Genomic DNA, 18,668 nt, shown 5'->3' with positions numbered 1-18,668 from the left:
TAAACTAATCTTTTAATAACTAAATTTGTTATAGCCAAGAAAAAAGTTAACCAACTATAGGGGAACTTGAGATTGTCGTTCACGAATAAAAGTAACTTTTTATTATTTTTAATAACATGAAACTAAAAAGCGAATCAATCCTAAAATGGGAATTGTTCATTGGAGTCATTATTGCCTATCTACTTATAATTGGTACCACTATATACTTTTTCAATACAGTATCAGTTGAACTAGAGACAATGGAAACGAAAACTGAAAACTTGCTTAACATCAAGGAAACAGTAATTGAAATCGACACGAACATTTTTGCAGCACTACAAGCAAAAACAAGTTATCTATTAAACCGCAATCAACAAGACCTAACCAAACTTAGGGAGCTTCAAACACATATTGATCGTTCGTTCGCCGAGCTGGCAACTGTTTTGGATAAAAATAGTGTTCTCTTAAAAGAAATCGAGTCTTTGCAGAACAGTTATGAAAAATCGCTCACCTTAGATACAGAAGAAAATCTCGACGACCAGAAAGCTCAAAACATCATCCTTCAACAACGCGCAGATATCAACGAATCTTTGATGGTCGTTCGAACTAACATCACACAGGAACGAGAAAACTTAGCTACCGATGCAAATAATCGTATTGCGCGACTAAAAACCAAATGTTTTGTTTTTATAGCGTTACCATTGTTTTTATTCTTATATGTTTATAACCGGATCACACGAGCTATCAGAGAATTATCTAAACGTGCAAAAGAAACGACGAAACTCAATATAGATATCCAGCGTACAAAACAAGACATAGAAAACTTCAACTGGGTTCTGGCCGAATCGAGTAAACTGAATGAAAAAATTCAAGGCGTAGACAACGAAACAGAAATTGCCAAAGTAGCTTTCAACTGTGTGAAAGACTCTTTAAAATTTTATGCCGGAACATTGTATATCCGAAAAACAGATTCCGACATTTATCACTTAAAAGAAAAAATTGGGATTGACAAAACGATAAAGATACCGCAAGTATTTAGCGAAGGGGAAGGACTCATGGGCAATGTAACGAAAACCCAAATAACGAAAGTTATTTCGTCAAACGAGAACAACTCGGTACACTCATCAAGTACTCTACTTAAGAATCAAATAAGCACAAATATCCTCACACCGATGGTCTACGAAAATCACACATTCGGTTTCTTAGAAATCGGGGGAAACTATCAAGACGCGGAGCTAACACGTATATTAGCATACGTGGAACGAGTATCACGTACCATAGCTATGTCAATCAAATTCGGGCAAAGTCATATGCTAGTAGAGGCGTTATTAGAGGAAACCCAGCAACAAACTTCCGAGCTCGAAGCTCAACAAGAGGAATTACGAATTACTAATGAAGAACTGCTTTACAAAACGAATTTGCTCGAAGCATCGGAGGAAGAGTTGCGTGTGCAGCAAGAAGAATTACAGCAAGCAAACACTGAACTTCTCACAAAAGCGAAACTTTTAGAGAAGACGAATGAAGAACTATCAATATCACAGCGCGAAGTGAATAAAAAAATTCACGAGGTAGAACAAGCGAGCAAGTATAAATCAGAATTCATGGCAAATATGAGTCACGAGTTACGCACGCCCTTGAATAGCATACTCATATTAGCGAAACTTCTTCAAGATAATAAAGGTCAAAACCTCAATTCAGATCAAGTAAAATACGCTTCGGTAATTCACGGTGCGGGGAGCGATCTGCTTGAGCTAATTAATGATTTATTGGATTTAGCTAAAATTGAATCGGGAAAAGTCGAATTAAATTATGAAACGATTAACATCAAAACTTTCACGGAGGTTATCTCAAATTTATTTGCGGCCCCGGCACAAGAAAAGGAGATCAAACTGACAGTTGAGATAGAAAAAGAAGTTCCACCATTTTTCATAAGTGATGAAACTCGAATCGAACAAGTTCTTAGGAACTTTCTTTCCAATGCCCTTAAATTTACCGATAAAGGCGGACACGTTGCATTAAAGATTAACGCGGACAATGATCATTTCAAGTTCACCGTGAGTGACGACGGGAAAGGCATATCCGAAGAAAAGCAAAAACTCATATTCGAGGCGTTCAGACAAGAAGACGGCTCCACTAGTAGAAAATACGGCGGGACTGGATTAGGTCTTTCTATCAGTAAAGAAATCGCATCGCTTCTTGGAGGAAGAATCATCTTGGAAAGCAAGCCGACCAAAGGAAGTAGCTTTACGTTGTTGATTCCATATCAACACATTCCTCAAGAAAACGGTGCCCCAGTTGCAGTAAAACAAGATAAACCTGTGTTAAACGAAGCGACTGACGACAAACTATCTACCTTTACAGAAATTGAACAATCGGATCTTGAAAACAAGAACCATCTTTTGATCGTCGAAGATGATGTAAACTTCGCCCATATTCTCCGTGATTTCGCGGAAGGACGTGGATTCCAAGTAATGCTAGCTCATGATGGAATGGAAGGCATTCAAAAGGCCATGCAATTTAAACCAGATGCAATCATACTCGATGTAATGCTGCCAACTGCCGACGGCTGGGAAGTGTTAAAAACCCTAAAAGCCGACACACAAACCAAGCACATTCCAATACACATGATGTCAGCAGCAAGTTTTAGTCAACGAAAATTTATTGAAAATGGGGCTATAGGATTTATTTCAAAACCGGTATCGGAATCTTCATTGAATTCGACATTTAAAAACATCAACCTAAACATCAACAAGAACATCAAAAAAGTACTATTGGTTGAGGACCAAGAATTTCAAAGCGAAATCATCAAATCAGCATTTGCTGAACGGCATATTAACGTACTTCAAGCTTTCTCAGGACATAATGCATTATCGAAATTGGCTTCAGAGGAGAACATCGATTGTATTATTCTAGATGTAAAACTTCCTGACGCCGACGGCTTAGACATACTTGACAAAATAAAATCGATCGCGAAATATCAAGACACACCGATTATTATCAACACGGCATACGATTTAACAAAAAAGCAGATAGAACATATCCGACAATATACAAAGGCAATGGTTCTAAAATCTGAGAAAAGCACAAACAGACTAATTGACGAGGTGACTCTATTTCTGAATAAGCTGAGCACAGATGGCTATGGCTCGACTAACACGAGAACGAACCTGACAAATGTTAAGAATCAATCAGATAGTCTGCAAGGGAAAAAAGTCTTAATCGCAGACGATGATATGCGAAATATTTTCGCCCTCACGAACACACTGCAAGAACTCAACATGGAAGTTGAGATTGCAAACAATGGACACGAGGCTGTAGAAATAGCTAATAAAGAGCCGAACAATATTGATATAGTACTCATGGACATTATGATGCCCGAAATGGACGGATATGAAGCAATAGCTAAAATCAGAGAAAACAAAAAAAACAGTAATCTTCCAATCATTGCCGTCACAGCGAAAGCTATGAAGGGTGATCGTGAAAAAACTATTCAATCAGGAGCGAATGATTATATCAGTAAACCTATTGACGTAGATAAGCTCGTCTCATTAATGCGTGTATGGCTAAGTTAAGTAATTCGCATATTACATTCGAACAGCTTGAACAGGTTATTGAACTGCTATCACACATCTCAGGATTCGATCTTTCCGGCTACAGCAAGTCTTCCCTGAAACGTCGTGTACAACGAGTAATGGATTTGGACAATCTGGATTTCCATGAGCTGAAACATGCGATCATCAATCTTGAGGGATTTCAAACTTACTTTATGAATGAAATAACGGTGAACGTAACAGAGATGTTCCGTGATCCGAATTATTACGAAGCAATTCGAGAGGAGGTGTTTCCTTATTTAGAAACTTTTCCACAACTCAAATTTTGGAGTGCCGGATGCTCTACTGGAGAAGAAGTCTACTCTCTTACAATTTTGCTTTACGAAGCAGGTTTATACAATCGTAGTTTTATTTATGGCACCGATATCAATCTCAATGTTATTGACAGCGCAAAGAAAGCGATTTATCCAATAAAAAAGATGAGACAATATTCAGAAAACTATCTCATTTCAGGAGGAAAGTATAGTTTGTCGGATTATTATACCGCGATGTATGATTCCGCAATTATACAAGGAGATTTACGCAAAAACATTTTGTTTTCGCAACACAACTTGGCAACAGATTCTGTTTTTAACGAATTTCATTTCATTTCCTGCAGAAACGTATTGATTTATTTTGATTTGGAGCTCCAAAACCGAGTTTTTAGACTTCTTTATGAATCATTAAGTGAATTCGGCTTTTTGTGCTTAGGGGCAAAGGAAACCTTATTTAACAGAGACATTATGGCGAATTTCAAAGTTGTTAACAAGACACATAACATTTATCAAAAGATTAAGTGATGGTCAAAGCAAAAGAAATCATCCTCATTGGAGGCAGTGCTGGCGCATATGAACTAATCGTAGAGATTTTGACTGCACTACCTTCTTCTTTTAAACCCGCCATTATTGTAATATTGCATAGAAATGAACGTTTCAGCACCAAAATTGAAGAAACGCTCTCTCTAAAACTTGATAGAACAATACATCAAGCTTCCGATAAGGGAGAAATATCAGCAGGGAACGTGTACTTTGCGCCGCCGGGCTATCATCTACTTATCGAACCTAATTATCTTTTTTCCTTAGATGTTTCTGAACGCATTCAGTTTTCACGGCCTTCGATTGACGTGCTGTTTGAAACCGCTGCAGAAGTTTACGAAAATCGCTGTACTGCGTTCCTGCTCTCTGGCGCGAATAAAGATGGAAGCGATGGGCTACATCGCATTCACGCTCTGGGGGGGAAATCTATCGTACAATTACCCCAGGATGCTCGTATATCGTTTATGCCTTCACACGCAATTCAGTCCAATGAAGATTTTGAGATATTTAACGATATACAAATTATCACTTTTTTCAAAAATCTAAAATAGTAATTATGCAAAAAATAAATCTACTGATCTTAGATGATAAAGAAGAGAATATTATCAGTTTGTCGGCACTGCTTGAGGACTTAGAGTATGTCAATATTATTAGTTCGACAGATCCGAACGAAGCATTAAAGATTTGTTGGAAAAGAGAGGTATCTATAGCTCTGGTTGATGTTCAAATGCCTGAAATAAATGGCTTTGAATTCGTCTCGCTTTTAAAATCAAACCCCAAAACTAGCCATATAATTGCTATTATGGTTACTGCAATCTCGAAGGAAGACAAATACTTACTAAAAGGGCTCGAAAGTGGAGCTGTGGACTATCTCTATAAGCCCTTGAATCCAGAAATTACCGTCGCTAAAGTAAAATCATTTGTCAAACAATTACACATACAAGAAGAATTAAAACTAAAGAATATCGCGCTTGAAGAATCTAAAAAAGAATTGATAAAACTAAAAGAGTCTGCTGAAGAAGCTAAAAAATCAAAAGAGAATTTTCTAGCAAATATGAGCCATGAAATTCGCACGCCAATTAATGGCATTGTGGGTATCATTCACATGTTACGGGGCTCGGACTTAAGCACAGAACAACGTGACTGGATCAATCGCTTAGATACCGCATCAAACTCGCTAATATTAATTATCAACGACATTCTTGATATTTCGAAAATTGATTCGGGGATGATGAAAATTGAAGAGGAGAATTTTTCAATACGACAAAAGCTGGAAGATATTAGTCACATTTTTAGGAATCGAGCTGAAGAAAAAAAACTAGCGTTTTTGTTAGAAATTGATCCTAATTTACCAGAGTTTATAAAAAGTGATTCGTTGCGTATACAGCAAATAATCAATAATTTTATATCCAATAGTTTAAAATTCACTGACGCTGGAAAAATCACTTTAAAAGCAGAGGTGACTAATCATATAGGTAATAAATATACGATAAAATTTTCCGTCGCTGATACCGGTATCGGAATCCAAACTGAGGCAATAGAGAAAATATTTTTAGCATTTGAACAAGGCGATGATGGGATTACAAAGAAATATGGTGGTACGGGGCTCGGACTGGCCATTGTAAAGAAGCTCGCCGAACTCCTTAAAGGTGAGATTACTGCGACTAGTGACTATGGTAAAGGTTCTATATTCGCATTCGAAGCAACTTTTGAACAGGTTGACGATTTAGGAAAAAACAAAAAAGAACAAAAAGACTCTATAAATAAGTTGGAACCGTTAGGTGCTTTACGAATTCTAGTCGCCGAAGACAACGAATTAAATAGCTTTATGCTTGCCCATATTTTGAAATCCTGGGGTTGCGTAGTCGACATGGTTCAAAACGGCCGTCAAGCTGTAGAACATGTAAACCAAGAACAATATGACCTTATATTGATGGATACACATATGCCAGTGATGTCGGGTTTTGAAGCGATTCGTGCAATTAAAAAAATGGATCACATACAAAAAGCTTACATCCCTATCATCACCATATCGGCATCGGTACTTGAACACGAACAGGCCGCTGCGTACGAGGCTGGTGCAGACGGCGTAATTGGAAAACCGTTCGACCCGTCAGATCTACATCAGAAAATCCGCGTTACGCTTGGTAAAGGCGCTAAGCTCACTTGACATACTCCAAATCTAGTGAAATTCTTTACGTTCACCCTATAATTTTTGCCTTATACGAAGCATAACAAAAAAATCAATCCCACGTAAAAATCGCACCCTACCGCAGGAAAAAACGCCGAAGCTTACCACTCAACTATCGTAATTATCGTATATTTTTATTAAGTTTGTTTAAAACAATAAAATTAAAATGAAAAAATTATTTATACTACCTGCGATCGCGATTGCGCTAACATTCGCAGCATGTGGCGGTGGTTCAGAAAACAATTCCGCTACTGAGACGGCGGAGCAATCAACTACAGCCGAACCGACTACCACTCCTACAGAGACAGTACCGGGGATTGAGAATGTTGAATCGTCGAATACTATAACGGTCGAAGCAAACGATCAAATGAAGTTTAATACCGACTTGTTAAAAGTGAAAGCAGGAGAGCCAGTTGAACTAACATTAAAAAACGTTGGTACACTTCCAAAAGAATCAATGGGTCATAATCTTATCGTGTTGAAGCCAGGCGTCGATGTCGCTACTTTCGCTAGCGAAGCGGTCGCTGCAGTTGACGCTGATTACTTACCAAAAACATCCCTATCTTCTGTTGCAGCACACACCAAATTATTGGGTCCTGGAGAAGAAGATAAAATCACTTTCACACTAGAAGCTGGTGTATATACATTCATTTGTAGTTTCCCTGGACATTACGGCGTGATGCAAGGTAAGATTGTTGCAGAATAATCTTCAAAACTTATCAAATTTGCTAAAGGCACTTGTTTTACGGCAAGTGCCTTTATTGATATTTAGGCATCCATTTTTACAACTTAAATACAATTAAGTTTATTTAATTAACTAACTTTGAAGTCGAAACTTTATTAATATTTTTATGCAATACGACGTAATCGTTATTGGAAGTGGCCCAGGTGGTTATGTAGCCGCTATCCGATGCGCACAGCTCGGACTTAAAACGGCTGTTATTGAAAAATATAGTACTTTTGGTGGTACCTGTTTAAACGTGGGTTGTATCCCTTCGAAAGCTTTGTTGGATACTTCAGAGCACTTTCACAATGCAGCACATAATTTCGAAGCGCATGGTATCGCTTTGAGTAACTTAAAAATTGATGTCAAAAAAATGATCGATCGAAAGAACGACGTTATCGCGCAAAACACTGCCGGCATCACTTATCTCTTTAAAAAAAATAAAATTGATACTTTAGAAGGTATAGGTTCGTTTATTGATAAAAACACTATCAAAGTAATCAAAACAGATGGTTCAATAGAAGAACTAAAAACTAAAAACGTTATTATCGCTACAGGATCTAAACCGACAGCACTACCTTTCTTACCGGTTGATAAAAAGCGCATTATCACCTCGACAGAAGCCCTTAACTTACAAGAAATACCTAAGCATCTAATCGTAATCGGTGGTGGAGTCATTGGTCTTGAATTAGGTTCGGTATATGCTCGTTTAGGCGCCAAAGTATCCGTAGTAGAATATGCTAAATCTATCATTGCAACAATGGACGGAGGTCTTGGTAAAGAATTACAACGTGTCTTAAAAAAGAACTTAGGCATGGACTTTTTCATGAGCCACAAAGTAACCAGCGCAGCTACGAAAGGTAAAAAAGTTACCGTTACAGCGGAGGATTCAAAAGGTCAAACTATTCAGCTCGAAGGTGATTATTGTATTGTAGCTGTTGGTAGAACGGCCTACACTGAGGGTTTAGGACTAGAAAACATTGGTATTAAACCTGAAGAACGCGGAAACAAAATCACTGTAAACGAGAACATGGAAACGTCTATCGCTGGTGTGTATGCCATTGGTGACGTTGTACGCGGTGCGATGTTGGCACATAAAGCAGAAGATGAAGGGATTTATGTCGCTGAACACATTGTTGGCCAGAAACCACATATTGATTACAACCTCATCCCTGGAGTAGTGTACACGTGGCCTGAAGTTGCATCGGTTGGTAAAACTGAAGAACAATTAAAAGATGCTGCAGTGAAGTATAAATCTGGTTCATTTTCGTTTAAAGCATCAGGTCGAGCGAAAGCATCTGGAGATACCGATGGTTTCGTAAAAGTATTAGCTGACGCAAATACTGATGAAGTATTAGGGGTACATATTATTGGACCGCGTGCTGCTGATATGATCGCGGAATGTGTCGTCGCTATGGAATATCGCGCGTCGGCGGAAGATATCGGTCGAATTTGTCATGCTCACCCGACATATACGGAAGCAACAAAAGAGGCCGCTCTAGCAGCTTCTGCAAATAGAGCGATCCACGCATAAATAGCCACATAAAAGGCAAGACCTGTCTAGGCCTTGCCTTTTATGTATATTAACAGACCCAAACCTAACAACATATGAATTTTTATACTCGTAAGTGGATAAAGCCAGAAGATTTAAATCCCAACGGCACATTATTTGGAGGAACGCTTTTGCGCTGGATTGACGAAGAAGCTGTTATATACGCTATAATACAGTTGGGGAATCCTTTAATCGTCACAAAATATATTTCGGAAATAAACTTCGTAAGTTCCGCAATACAGGGAGACATCATCGAGCTAGGTATTGAGGCCGTAAGTTTCGGACGCACCTCGCTAACGATGCGCTGCGAGGTAAGGAACAAAATCACCAGAAAGACGATTCTTTCTATAGACAAATTGGTATTTGTCAATTTAGACAAAGAAGGCAATCCGGCCCCACATAATAAAAGTGAAATTACCTACGCATATATGGGGATAGAACGCGTAACGAAATAATCAGGACCTATTTAGCCGTAGTTGTTTTTTAACATCTTTCTCTACCCAAAAAGAAACGACCGGTATTAAAGAAATAAAAAAATACTTTGCAACTCGAGAGAATGGCCACTTATACTCATTCCAACATAACAACAGGAATATAACAAACAATACAACTAAAAATCCATGTATTGAACCTGCAGCTTGAACCGCTTCCGGAATTCCGGCGATATATTTTAACGGCATAGCAACGAAAAATAAAATCACAGTCGAAACTGCTTCCCAAAGGGCAATCTGTTGAAAAATACGAAGCATGATATTAATGAAAATATGTTTCTGCAAACATACATCCAAAAAAAATAAATTAGTGTATATAAAACGTCAATTGACTGAAGTTTGACATCTCATACTTAATACCTCACAAAATAACGCACTATCCTAAAAAAGCGTTACTTGAAACCCAAAAAAATATGTATTTTTGGGAGGTTATCATACTAAGAACAAAAGTCTGAACTACAAATATTTTATTATCATATGCTCTAGGCTTTTTTAGCCTAAAACAGTATGACCATCAAAAAAATTAATATTTATGAATTACGACATCATTGTAATCGGTAGTGGTCCTGGAGGCTATGTTGCAGCAATTCGCGCATCCCAATTAGGTTTCAAAACGGCAATCATCGAGCGAGACGCCTTAGGTGGGATTTGTTTGAACTGGGGCTGTATCCCTACCAAAGCATTACTAAAAAGCGCACAAGTATTTGAATATCTAAACCACGCGGAAGATTATGGCATCAAAGTACAGGGTGGCGAAGCCGACTTTCCTGCCATTGTAAAACGCAGTCGTGGTGTAGCCGATGGTATGAGTAAAGGCATCCAGTTTTTAATGAAGAAAAACAAGATCGACGTGATCATGGGTACAGCCAAAGTAAAAAAAGGCGGTAAAATTGAAGTAAAAGCTGCAGATGGATCAGTAAAGGATTATACGGCAAAACACACTATACTTGCAACTGGTGCTCGTTCTCGTGAATTGCCAAATTTACCACAAGACGGCAAAAAGATTATCGGATATCGTCAAGCTATGAACCTAGAAAAACAACCAAAGTCAATAGTTGTGGTCGGTTCAGGAGCCATTGGCGTTGAATTTGCTTATTTCTATAACGCGATCGGGACGAAGGTAACTATCGTGGAATTCATGGACAGGATCGTCCCTGTTGAAGACGAAGAAGTATCTAAACAATTAGAAAAGTCATTGAAGAAGGCTGGAATCGACATTCTTACTAAATCAGAGGTACAGTCTGTTGATACATCAGGAGCGTTAAGTAAAGTATCTATTAAAACTGCCAAAGGCACAGAGACTCTAGAAGCAGAAGTTGTATTGTCAGCGGTCGGAATCACTCCTAATATTGAAAACTTGGGTCTTGAAGAGGTCGGAATCAAAACGGAGAAGGGTCGTGTACTGGTCGATGATTTTTATAAGACAAATGTCGATGGCGTGTTTGCTATTGGCGATATCGTGAAAGGACAAGCCCTTGCCCACGTAGCCTCTGCTGAAGGTATTACTTGCGTTGAAAAGATTAAAGGTCTACACGTGGAACCAATCGATTACAATAACATCCCTGGGTGTACCTATTGTTCGCCAGAAATTGCATCTGTTGGCTACACGGAAAAAGCAGCAAAAGATGCTGGACATGAAGTGAAAGTAGGAAAATTTCCTTTTTCGGCCTCGGGTAAAGCATCGGCTGCCGGCGTAAAAGATGGTTTTGTTAAACTGGTTTTTGATGCTAAATATGGTGAATTATTAGGAGCGCATCTAATTGGTGCAAACGTAACCGAAATGATAGCAGAAATTGTTGTAGCAAGAAAACTTGAGACGACTGGCCACGAAATGATTAAAGCCGTTCACCCTCACCCAACTATGAGTGAAGCAATTATGGAAGCTGCCGCAGATGCTTACGGTGAAGTAATTCACTTATAACAATTTGCTAATATATTAAAAATGGGATGCCACATTGTATTGTGAACATCCCATTTTTAATATACGAATCTTAATGAATCTCCAACGATCCGATAATTACTATACCCTTTTCAAAAAACAGATTTTTACTTCAAAACCAATTTCGATTTAAAAACAACGGTTTCCGGCGCAATATCCTCTTTCGTACCGATATGTTCGAATAAAATCTCAGCCGCCTTTCTCGCCTGTTTGTCAGGATCTTGCTCTATACTCCCCATTGGTGGATTCTCCATATACTTCCACAAAGGATAATTAGCATAACTGATAAAATAAATATCTTTCTTCTGGACTAACCCCTTCTGGCGAACGTATTTCATTACATCTAACGTCACAAAATCATTAAATGACACAATTGCTGAAGGACGATCAGGTATGGCTAACAACTTTTCAATTGCCTCTATATTACCACTTTCTGTAAGATCCGTATTAACAACATACTTTTCATCATACTGAAGCGTTTCACCTTCTAAAGCCACTCGATACGCTTTGTTCCGCTCTTGAGATGCAAGTAAATTTTCAGGCCCATTAATCAACGCTATATTTTGATGTCCTATAGATGCGAATGCTTGAATCGCCTCTTTCATTCCGGAAGAAAGATCACTATATACTTTATTCACCGCGTCAATCTTAGGAACACAATCAAAAAACACAATAGGTATTTCCGATTCATTCAACATTTCAACAAAACTAAGATCTTCCGTATTTTTACCCAAAGACATCAAGATACCATCTACGCGATGTTTTCTAAACGTCTGAATAATTTGAAGTTCACGCTCGGCATCATCGTGCGACTGTCCCATCAAAACAGTATAGTTTTGATCTGCAGCAACATTTTCAATCTCACTAATTGCCGAAGAAAAAAATGGTTCTGACAAACTCGGTAAAATAACACCTATGGTAAAAGTACGACGTTGCTTAAAAAAAATAGCAGTTTGATTCGGCTCGTAATTGAGCTCCTCCGCGACTTTCTTTACACGCATAGTGGTTACCAAACCAATGCTCGGATGATCATTCAATGCGCGAGAAACGGTAGATGGTGAAATCTTTAATTTCCGTGCTATTTCCTTTATCGTAGCTGGTTTTTTCTTCATGCGTAATAATTATTTTAATTTAGTATTCTATTAGAACGTTAACCCGGCTTTTGGAAATTTATACATTCCATTCCTAAAATGACCTTGAACTATCTTAGTTACCGCTCTCGCTTTACTTGGTTGTGCACGCCCGCTCCGCGCTGCAATTAAGCTAGAGGGACTCATATCGAAGCTACCCGATCGTATATGATTAAGTACAGCGGCTAGCATACTTTCATCCTGGTCACCAAAATCCTCAAAGCTGTTATATTCCCAAACATTTCCATCCACCTCTAACCCTTCGAAGTAATCACTTTCTCCATCTGCATTCTGCGTCTTGAACGAGGTTACGTAGAGTTCGATATCATCCTCTACTATAGGGAGACCAAAAAAACCAACAGGTTTTCCATAAGTTTTTTCGGCAACCACCTGACCATCGTTCCCAACGGAGAATGTACTTAACAATTTCACTTCCATATAGGGTTTAAGTGAGTTAATTAACAGTTCACTTGCCGAGGCGGTTGACGAACTTACAATAAAATAAACTCGAGGAACCTCTAAAGACCCTCTTTTACGATAATAAACAGGACCAAAAGCTGAATCCGGTTCAAGCCATCCCCAACCTTCTAATAGTGAATTTGTCTTGTATTCATACATAAGCTTCTTATCTGCACTGGATGGTGCTATCCGATCCGCTAAGTATTCCGAAGTAACAACAGCGCCGCCTCCATTATACCTTAAATCAACTACCAATTCATTAATTCCCTGACTCTCAAAACCATTAAATATTTCTTCGAAACGGTTATACATTGCAGTTGTCGTTCCTTGATTGCTGAGTGTGGAGACAAATGAACTAAATGCTAAATATCCAACTTTTTTTCCGTCCAGAGCAATCACTCGATGATCTAGAACTGGATCTAAATTATATTTTACGCTCCCAACATCTTTCTTCTCTACCGTACCGTCCGGTTTCACAAACTCAATTTGCAAACTACTTGCACTGAGATATTCATTAATTTTTTTGAAATCTTGCGCAGACTGCGAATCATAATCGATCTTCGTATCTCCGTTGATACTAATGACTCGAGTACCGCGGCGAATACCTGCATTGTACGCAGGCGATTTGTAATCTACCATACGAATATATAAATCCGCATTACTACCCGAGCTTTCCGTTTGAAGATAGAAAACATACATACCAAAACTCGTGGCGACCGCATCTTGAATCTCCCCACTAACAACACCTTGACGGTCTAAAAAGCTATACCAATCATAGTTTTTTCCGGTTGAGCCCGACTTTGTAAGACCCTTCAACCATTCTAAAACCTCTTCAGCCGTTTCGTAATTCTTGGTATATGAACGCACAAGTTCCGCATCATCGATATCATCTAAATTGCGGGGCGGTAAATAATCTTGCCATAAAGAAAGCATCTTGCTATAATAAAAGACAGAGTCTTTTATCGTATCCTCTTTTACAGCGATCTCATCATCATCGTCATCGGTGTCTGGTATTGTGTTGTCTTTCTTGCAAGCTGAGAAAGCCAGCAATAAAAGCATTACAAACGTTAATGGAAGGTATTTTTTCATAATTTAATTCGACTATTTGAGCTGACGTATAACACGAATATCGGCTGTCCGTACATTGTATTCTTGTCCAATATAATCAATCGGATTGATATTCCTAAATGTTAATTCTTGTATAAAATAAACTTTAAGTGAGGGCAAATAAAAAGAAAATTCTTCCCAATCAATATGTTTTAACTTATTAAGCTGTTCTACGGGATTCCCATCGGTGAGAATAGTTATAGCTTTATCTCCAGCAAGAATCGTTTTAAATAGAGCTTTCGTTGATGGTTTTAGATATAGTTTTAAAGGCAAAGTTGCGTTAGCCCGTAAGCGCTGATAGTTATCAAGAAATGAGTCAGACAACCCAAAATGAGCCAACGTTTCTGTCACAACAACAATATCATCCAAAGGACCATTTTCTTCATATCTTTTTTTCATATACTCAACCAAAGCTGACGCCTGACTTGTCCCCTCTGTATAGTCGAGAAAATTTGCAAATAGGTAAAAGACCTGTAAAATATAGTCGCGCTTCTGATAAAGCACATCGTCGATCTCAAAAGCATATATCGCGGGATCATTACCTAAAGTATCGCTAACCATAAAAAAACGTTATGTTAAACATAAAATTACAGAACGCTGATCGTCTGACAGAAGACCTATACCTGAAAAATTGTCGATATCAATTTTCCTTCCGGAAACGAGGTCTACACCATCGTTAAAAACTTGAAGCGGTAACCCTTGTTCGGGGTTTTCTAAAATTAGCATTTCATCAATATTCTCGGGAATTAAAACATTCACTCCATATTCGCTAAATAAAACACGAGCTTGATGAAGCGCCGCTAACTCTTGTTTTCCGAGAGGTAAAATAAATCGGCACCCTTCGTCTAGACACAATTTAAGTAACTCGTGTGCAAATGTTGGATTCACACCTGTTGGAATTTTTCTATAATCGCCTTTAAGTAGAACATCGGGAAATATCTCACTGCTTCCATACACTACAGCATACTTTGAAGCGAGTAATTTGCTAACACGTTGTGCGAGTGGTCGTGTTCCGTAAGTAATCAATATTTTATCCATATTTTCAACTGATCTTACCATCTCTCATGTGGATTGTTCGATCTGAAATTCCCGCAAGTTCCTCGTTATGTGTAACTATAATGAAAGTTTGATTTAGTGACTCACGTAATTCGAAAAACAGTTTGTGTAAAGAGGCCGCATTCTCCGAATCTAAATTCCCTGAGGGCTCGTCGGCTAATATTAAGGAAGGGTTGTTTACAAGGGCACGCGCTACAGAAACGCGTTGTTGCTCTCCACCTGACATTTCCGACGGCTTATGATGAGCCCGGTGTTCTACCCCTAGGCGCGCCAGAAGCTCTATGGCGCGGTCTTCAGCTTGCTTTTTACTTATGCCATTAATAAAGGCGGGAATGCAAACATTTTCCAACGCCGTAAATTCCGGAAGGAGATGATGAAATTGGAATACAAATCCAATATGCTGGTTTCTAAACAAACTGAGCTTCTTTTCACTCAATCCAGCAATATTTACACCATCTATTACCAGGTCCCCACTATCCGGCTTATCTAAGGTACCTATAATGTGCAGCAATGTACTTTTGCCTGCACCCGAAGCACCAACAATAGAAACAACTTCTCCTTTTTTAACCGATAAATCTACGCCACGTAAAATCGGCAACTTTCCAAACGATTTGTTAATATGACTTGCCTTCAATATCATAATGCGAAGGTAGTGAAAATGCCGCAAAAACTTCAGCAATACTTTAGTACTCATTAAAGTCAAAAAGTTATCTTTATTTTAGCTAATAATTACTTGACCCTTCCATTAAAAAATGCTACTTTTACCACAAATTTTTTAAGATGAACATTCACGAATATCAAGCAAAAGAAATACTTAAAGGTTTTGGCGTAAGAGTTCAAGAAGGAATTCTTGCAGAAACTCCAGAGCAGGCTGTACAAGCTGCCCAAACGTTGAAACAAGATCTTAACTCAGACTGGGTTGTGATAAAGGCACAAATCCACGCTGGTGGCCGAGGTAAAGGTGGTGGCGTAAAACTAGCAAAAAACCACGATGAGGTTTTACAACGTGCTACCGACATTATCGGTATGCAATTGGTTACTCCACAAACTGGGCCAGAAGGAAAAAAAGTACACAAAGTATTAGTTGCACAAGATGTTTACTACCCTGGTGAAAGTGAAACCAAAGAGTTTTATGTTTCGGTTTTATTAGATCGTGCGAAGGGTCGCAATATTATTATGTACTCTACGGAAGGTGGAATGGATATTGAAGAGGTAGCAGAGAAAACTCCTCATTTGATTTTCAAAGAAGAAATAGATCCTAAAGCCGGCTTACAAGGTTTTCAAGCACGTAAGATTGCATTTAACCTAGGCCTATCGGGTGCAGCACAAAAGGAGATGGTGAAATTCATCAGTTCATTATACAAAGCATACGACAGCATAGACGCATCTCTTTTCGAAATCAACCCTGTCCTTAAGACATCTGACGACAAAATTCTAGCTGTTGACGCAAAAGTAAATTTCGACGAAAATGCATTATATCGCCACGCTGATTACGCAGCATTACGTGACGTTTTAGAAGAAGATCCGACAGAAGTTGAAGCTGGTGAATCAAACCTAAATTACGTTAAACTTGATGGTAACGTTGGTTGTATGGTAAACGGGGCCGGTTTAGCAATGGCGACGATGGATATCATTAAGATTGCTGGTGGTGAACCCGCAAACTTCTTAGACGTTGGTGGTACTGCAAATGCAGAAACTGTAAAAGCCGGTTTCAACATTATTTTGAAAGATCCAAATGTAAAAGCAATCTTGATAAATATATTCGGTGGAATTGTTCGCTGTGATCGTGTTGCACAAGGCGTTATTGATGCTTATCAAGAGATTGGAAACATTCCAGTACCGATTATTGTACGTCTTCAAGGTACAAATGCTGCAGAAGCTAAAAAATTAATTGATGAGTCAGGTTTGAAAGTTTATTCAGCTATCCAATTAAAAGAAGCTGCGGAACTTGTAACAAAGGTTCTAGCGAACTAATCTCAAAACACATATTTAAAAAGCCTTTGGAAATTCCAAGGGCTTTTTTTGATATACATAAAAACCATCAATTGGCGAAACATCATTCAGCCGAAATTAAATTTAAATTAAACAACCGTTGTATTCTTTTAACCCACCAATGGCGTATTTAGGAAATAATACGCTATTTTTGTAACCTGTGAAATCTAGAGAATCGACGATTATTATTATTTAAAATGGAACACACACGTATTAAAAAACTATTACAATCAGAAGAGTTTGACAAAGACATTATTGTTAAAGGTTGGGTAAGAACTTTCAGAAATAATCAGTTTATTGCGATCAACGATGGCTCTACAATTCATAATATACAAGCAGTGGTTGATTTTGAAAATACAGAAGACGCCTTATTAAAACGTATCACTACCGGTGCGGCTATTCGTGTACGGGGTCGACTAATCGAATCTTTAGGAAAAGGTCAACGGGTCGAAATTAAAGTTGTAGACCTACAAATATTAGGCGATTCAGATCCGGAAAAATATCCACTTCAACCCAAAAAACACAGTTTAGAATTTTTACGCGAAATTGCTCACTTACGCTTTAGAACGGGTACATTTAATGCAGTTTTCAAAATACGCAATGCCCTTTCGTTTGCGGTACATAAATTCTTCAATGACCGAGAGTTTGTATATATGCACACTCCAATAATTACGGGGTCTGACGCTGAAGGTGCAGGCGAAATGTTCCGTGTAACTACGTTAGACCTTGATAATCCACCACGAACGGAAACTGGAGAAATCGACTTTAAAGAAGATTTCTTTGGCAAATCTACAAACCTTACCGTTTCAGGCCAGCTTGAAGGCGAACTAGCTGCGATGGCATTTGGAAATATCTATACCTTTGGCCCTACTTTCCGTGCCGAAAATTCAAACACAACCCGCCATTTAGCGGAGTTCTGGATGATAGAACCAGAAATGGCATTTTATGAGTTAGACGACAACATGGATCTCGCCGAAGATTTATTAAAGTATGTCATCAGATACGCTTTAGAAAATTGTCCAGATGAAATCGAATTATTAAAAAACAGATTGCTGGAAGAAGAAAAATCTAAACCACAAACTGAACGCTCAGAATATAACTTGGTAGAAAAATTAAATTTCGTCCTATCGAACGATTTTGAGCGCGTTACCTATTCAGACGCTATAGAAATTCTGAAACGTAGCAAACCGAATCAAAAGAAACAATTCAAATATTTAATCAACGAATGGGGAGCTGACTTGCAATCTGAGCACGAACGCTATCTCGTTGAGAAACATTTTAAAAAGCCCGTAATTTTAACCGATTATCCTCGAGAAATAAAATCGTTCTACATGAAACAAAATGAACCGGACGCTTTGGGACGCCATACTGTTCGTGCGATGGATATCTTGTTTCCGGGAATTGGAGAGATGGTTGGAGGCTCGCAACGCGAGGAAAACTTAGATAAATTATTAGCGAGGATGGAAGAAGTTGGAATTCCAGAGGAAGAAATGGACTGGTTTCTTGATACACGCCGCTTTGGTTCAGCACCGCACTCAGGTTTTGGGGTCGGATTTGAAAGATTGGTTCTTTTCGTGACAGGAATGACAAACATAAGAGATGTTATCCCATTCCCACGATCCCCTAAAAATGCGGAGTTTTAA

General features: G+C 38.5%; 16 protein-coding genes. 10 read left to right on the top strand and 6 right to left on the bottom strand.

Annotated features, from left to right (window positions below):
* The first annotated feature begins 116 nt into the window (after positions 1–116).
* The 7 genes from HP439_RS00360 to HP439_RS00330 all read left to right on the top strand — a co-directional run bounded on the left by HP439_RS00360 (position 117) and on the right by HP439_RS00330 (position 9,306).
* Entirely contained in the window at positions 117–3,551 is a 3,435-nt protein-coding gene (locus HP439_RS00360; RefSeq protein WP_172388338.1) for a response regulator, read from the top strand.
* The gene (locus tag HP439_RS00355) at positions 3,539–4,369 is read left to right on the top strand and encodes a CheR family methyltransferase (protein WP_172388337.1); all 831 of its coding nucleotides are present in this window, start codon (positions 3,539–3,541) and stop codon (positions 4,367–4,369) included. The genes HP439_RS00360 and HP439_RS00355 overlap by 13 nt, the downstream gene beginning before the upstream one ends.
* Positions 4,369–4,935: a chemotaxis protein CheB gene (locus HP439_RS00350; RefSeq protein WP_172388336.1), complete on the top strand. Its 567-nt coding sequence runs from the start codon at positions 4,369–4,371 to the stop codon at positions 4,933–4,935. Before HP439_RS00355 ends, HP439_RS00350 begins: the two co-directional genes overlap by 1 nt.
* Before the next feature lie 5 nt (positions 4,936–4,940).
* Positions 4,941–6,554, top strand: coding sequence for a response regulator (locus tag HP439_RS00345; RefSeq protein ID WP_172388335.1), 1,614 nt, complete (start codon positions 4,941–4,943; stop codon positions 6,552–6,554).
* A 187-nt stretch (positions 6,555–6,741) separates the two neighbouring features.
* A complete protein-coding gene (locus tag HP439_RS00340; protein ID WP_172388334.1) occupies positions 6,742–7,281 on the top strand; it encodes a plastocyanin/azurin family copper-binding protein in 540 nt (179 codons plus the stop codon).
* A 145-nt stretch (positions 7,282–7,426) separates the two neighbouring features.
* Positions 7,427–8,833, top strand: coding sequence for a dihydrolipoyl dehydrogenase (gene lpdA / locus HP439_RS00335; RefSeq protein ID WP_172388333.1), 1,407 nt, complete (start codon positions 7,427–7,429; stop codon positions 8,831–8,833).
* 74 nt (positions 8,834–8,907) lie between these two features.
* On the top strand, positions 8,908–9,306 hold the full coding sequence (locus HP439_RS00330; protein WP_172388332.1) for an acyl-CoA thioesterase: 399 nt from the start codon (positions 8,908–8,910) through the stop codon (positions 9,304–9,306).
* On the opposite strand, the gene HP439_RS00325 is transcribed toward HP439_RS00330, so the two are convergent.
* Positions 9,307–9,600 (bottom strand): DUF3817 domain-containing protein, encoded by a 294-nt coding sequence (locus tag HP439_RS00325; RefSeq protein ID WP_172388331.1) that lies wholly within the window; start codon positions 9,598–9,600, stop codon positions 9,307–9,309.
* Between the two features lie 274 nt (positions 9,601–9,874).
* On the opposite strand from HP439_RS00325, the gene lpdA (HP439_RS00320) reads away from it, so the two are divergent.
* Positions 9,875–11,263, top strand: a complete 1,389-nt coding sequence (lpdA, locus tag HP439_RS00320) for a dihydrolipoyl dehydrogenase (RefSeq protein ID WP_172388330.1) — start codon at positions 9,875–9,877, stop codon at positions 11,261–11,263.
* A 125-nt stretch (positions 11,264–11,388) separates the two neighbouring features.
* On the opposite strand, the gene HP439_RS00315 is transcribed toward lpdA (HP439_RS00320), so the two are convergent.
* Genes HP439_RS00315 through HP439_RS00295 form a run of 5 tightly spaced genes read right to left on the bottom strand, consistent with a single transcriptional unit; the run spans position 11,389 to position 15,673 of the window.
* Positions 11,389–12,393: a LacI family DNA-binding transcriptional regulator gene (locus HP439_RS00315; RefSeq protein WP_172388329.1), complete on the bottom strand. Its 1,005-nt coding sequence runs from the start codon at positions 12,391–12,393 to the stop codon at positions 11,389–11,391.
* Positions 12,394–12,423: 30 nt separating this feature from the next.
* Complete coding sequence (locus HP439_RS00310; RefSeq protein WP_172388328.1) at positions 12,424–13,959, bottom strand: S41 family peptidase; 1,536 nt, start codon at positions 13,957–13,959, stop codon at positions 12,424–12,426.
* Between the two features lie 12 nt (positions 13,960–13,971).
* A complete protein-coding gene (locus HP439_RS00305; RefSeq protein WP_172388327.1) occupies positions 13,972–14,538 on the bottom strand; it encodes an HAD family hydrolase in 567 nt (188 codons plus the stop codon).
* 9 nt (positions 14,539–14,547) lie between these two features.
* Positions 14,548–15,015: a hypothetical protein gene (locus tag HP439_RS00300; protein ID WP_172388326.1), complete on the bottom strand. Its 468-nt coding sequence runs from the start codon at positions 15,013–15,015 to the stop codon at positions 14,548–14,550.
* 4 nt (positions 15,016–15,019) lie between these two features.
* The gene (locus HP439_RS00295) at positions 15,020–15,673 is read right to left on the bottom strand and encodes an ABC transporter ATP-binding protein (protein ID WP_172388360.1); all 654 of its coding nucleotides are present in this window, start codon (positions 15,671–15,673) and stop codon (positions 15,020–15,022) included.
* Positions 15,674–15,813: 140 nt separating this feature from the next.
* Between HP439_RS00295 and sucC the strand changes: the two genes are divergently transcribed.
* Positions 15,814–17,007 (top strand): ADP-forming succinate--CoA ligase subunit beta, encoded by a 1,194-nt coding sequence (gene sucC, locus HP439_RS00290; protein WP_172388325.1) that lies wholly within the window; start codon positions 15,814–15,816, stop codon positions 17,005–17,007.
* Positions 17,008–17,222: 215 nt separating this feature from the next.
* Positions 17,223–18,668 carry an asparagine--tRNA ligase gene (gene asnS, locus HP439_RS00285; RefSeq protein ID WP_172388324.1) on the top strand — a complete coding sequence of 482 codons (1,446 nt, stop codon included), beginning with the start codon at positions 17,223–17,225 and terminating at the stop codon, positions 18,666–18,668.

Origin of the sequence: Sphingobacterium shayense, from assembly GCF_013179575.1 — a bacterium.
GTDB classification, from domain to species: Bacteria; Bacteroidota; Bacteroidia; order Sphingobacteriales; family Sphingobacteriaceae; genus Sphingobacterium; species Sphingobacterium shayense.
Note: the sequence above shows the minus strand (reverse complement) of the source record. Positions and strands in the feature narration are given on the sequence as shown.

Bases quoted from the DNA above. Each gene is read 5' to 3' on its own strand.
- HP439_RS00305 (WP_172388327.1), bottom strand. From the start codon at position 14,538: ATGGTTAGCGATACTTTAGGTAATGATCCCGCGATATATGCTTTTGAG.
- HP439_RS00310 (WP_172388328.1), bottom strand. From the start codon at position 13,959: ATGAAAAAATACCTTCCATTAACGTTTGTAATGCTTTTATTGCTGGCT.
- HP439_RS00330 (WP_172388332.1), top strand. From the start codon at position 8,908: ATGAATTTTTATACTCGTAAGTGGATAAAGCCAGAAGATTTAAATCCC.
- lpdA (WP_172388330.1), top strand. From the start codon at position 9,875: ATGAATTACGACATCATTGTAATCGGTAGTGGTCCTGGAGGCTATGTT.
- asnS (WP_172388324.1), top strand. From the start codon at position 17,223: ATGGAACACACACGTATTAAAAAACTATTACAATCAGAAGAGTTTGAC.
- HP439_RS00325 (WP_172388331.1), bottom strand. From the start codon at position 9,600: ATGCTTCGTATTTTTCAACAGATTGCCCTTTGGGAAGCAGTTTCGACT.
- HP439_RS00345 (WP_172388335.1), top strand. From the start codon at position 4,941: ATGCAAAAAATAAATCTACTGATCTTAGATGATAAAGAAGAGAATATT.
- HP439_RS00355 (WP_172388337.1), top strand. From the start codon at position 3,539: ATGGCTAAGTTAAGTAATTCGCATATTACATTCGAACAGCTTGAACAG.
- HP439_RS00360 (WP_172388338.1), top strand. From the start codon at position 117: ATGAAACTAAAAAGCGAATCAATCCTAAAATGGGAATTGTTCATTGGA.
- HP439_RS00340 (WP_172388334.1), top strand. From the start codon at position 6,742: ATGAAAAAATTATTTATACTACCTGCGATCGCGATTGCGCTAACATTC.
- HP439_RS00300 (WP_172388326.1), bottom strand. From the start codon at position 15,015: ATGGATAAAATATTGATTACTTACGGAACACGACCACTCGCACAACGT.
- HP439_RS00315 (WP_172388329.1), bottom strand. From the start codon at position 12,393: ATGAAGAAAAAACCAGCTACGATAAAGGAAATAGCACGGAAATTAAAG.
- HP439_RS00295 (WP_172388360.1), bottom strand. From the start codon at position 15,673: ATGATATTGAAGGCAAGTCATATTAACAAATCGTTTGGAAAGTTGCCG.
- HP439_RS00350 (WP_172388336.1), top strand. From the start codon at position 4,369: ATGGTCAAAGCAAAAGAAATCATCCTCATTGGAGGCAGTGCTGGCGCA.
- sucC (WP_172388325.1), top strand. From the start codon at position 15,814: ATGAACATTCACGAATATCAAGCAAAAGAAATACTTAAAGGTTTTGGC.
- lpdA (WP_172388333.1), top strand. From the start codon at position 7,427: ATGCAATACGACGTAATCGTTATTGGAAGTGGCCCAGGTGGTTATGTA.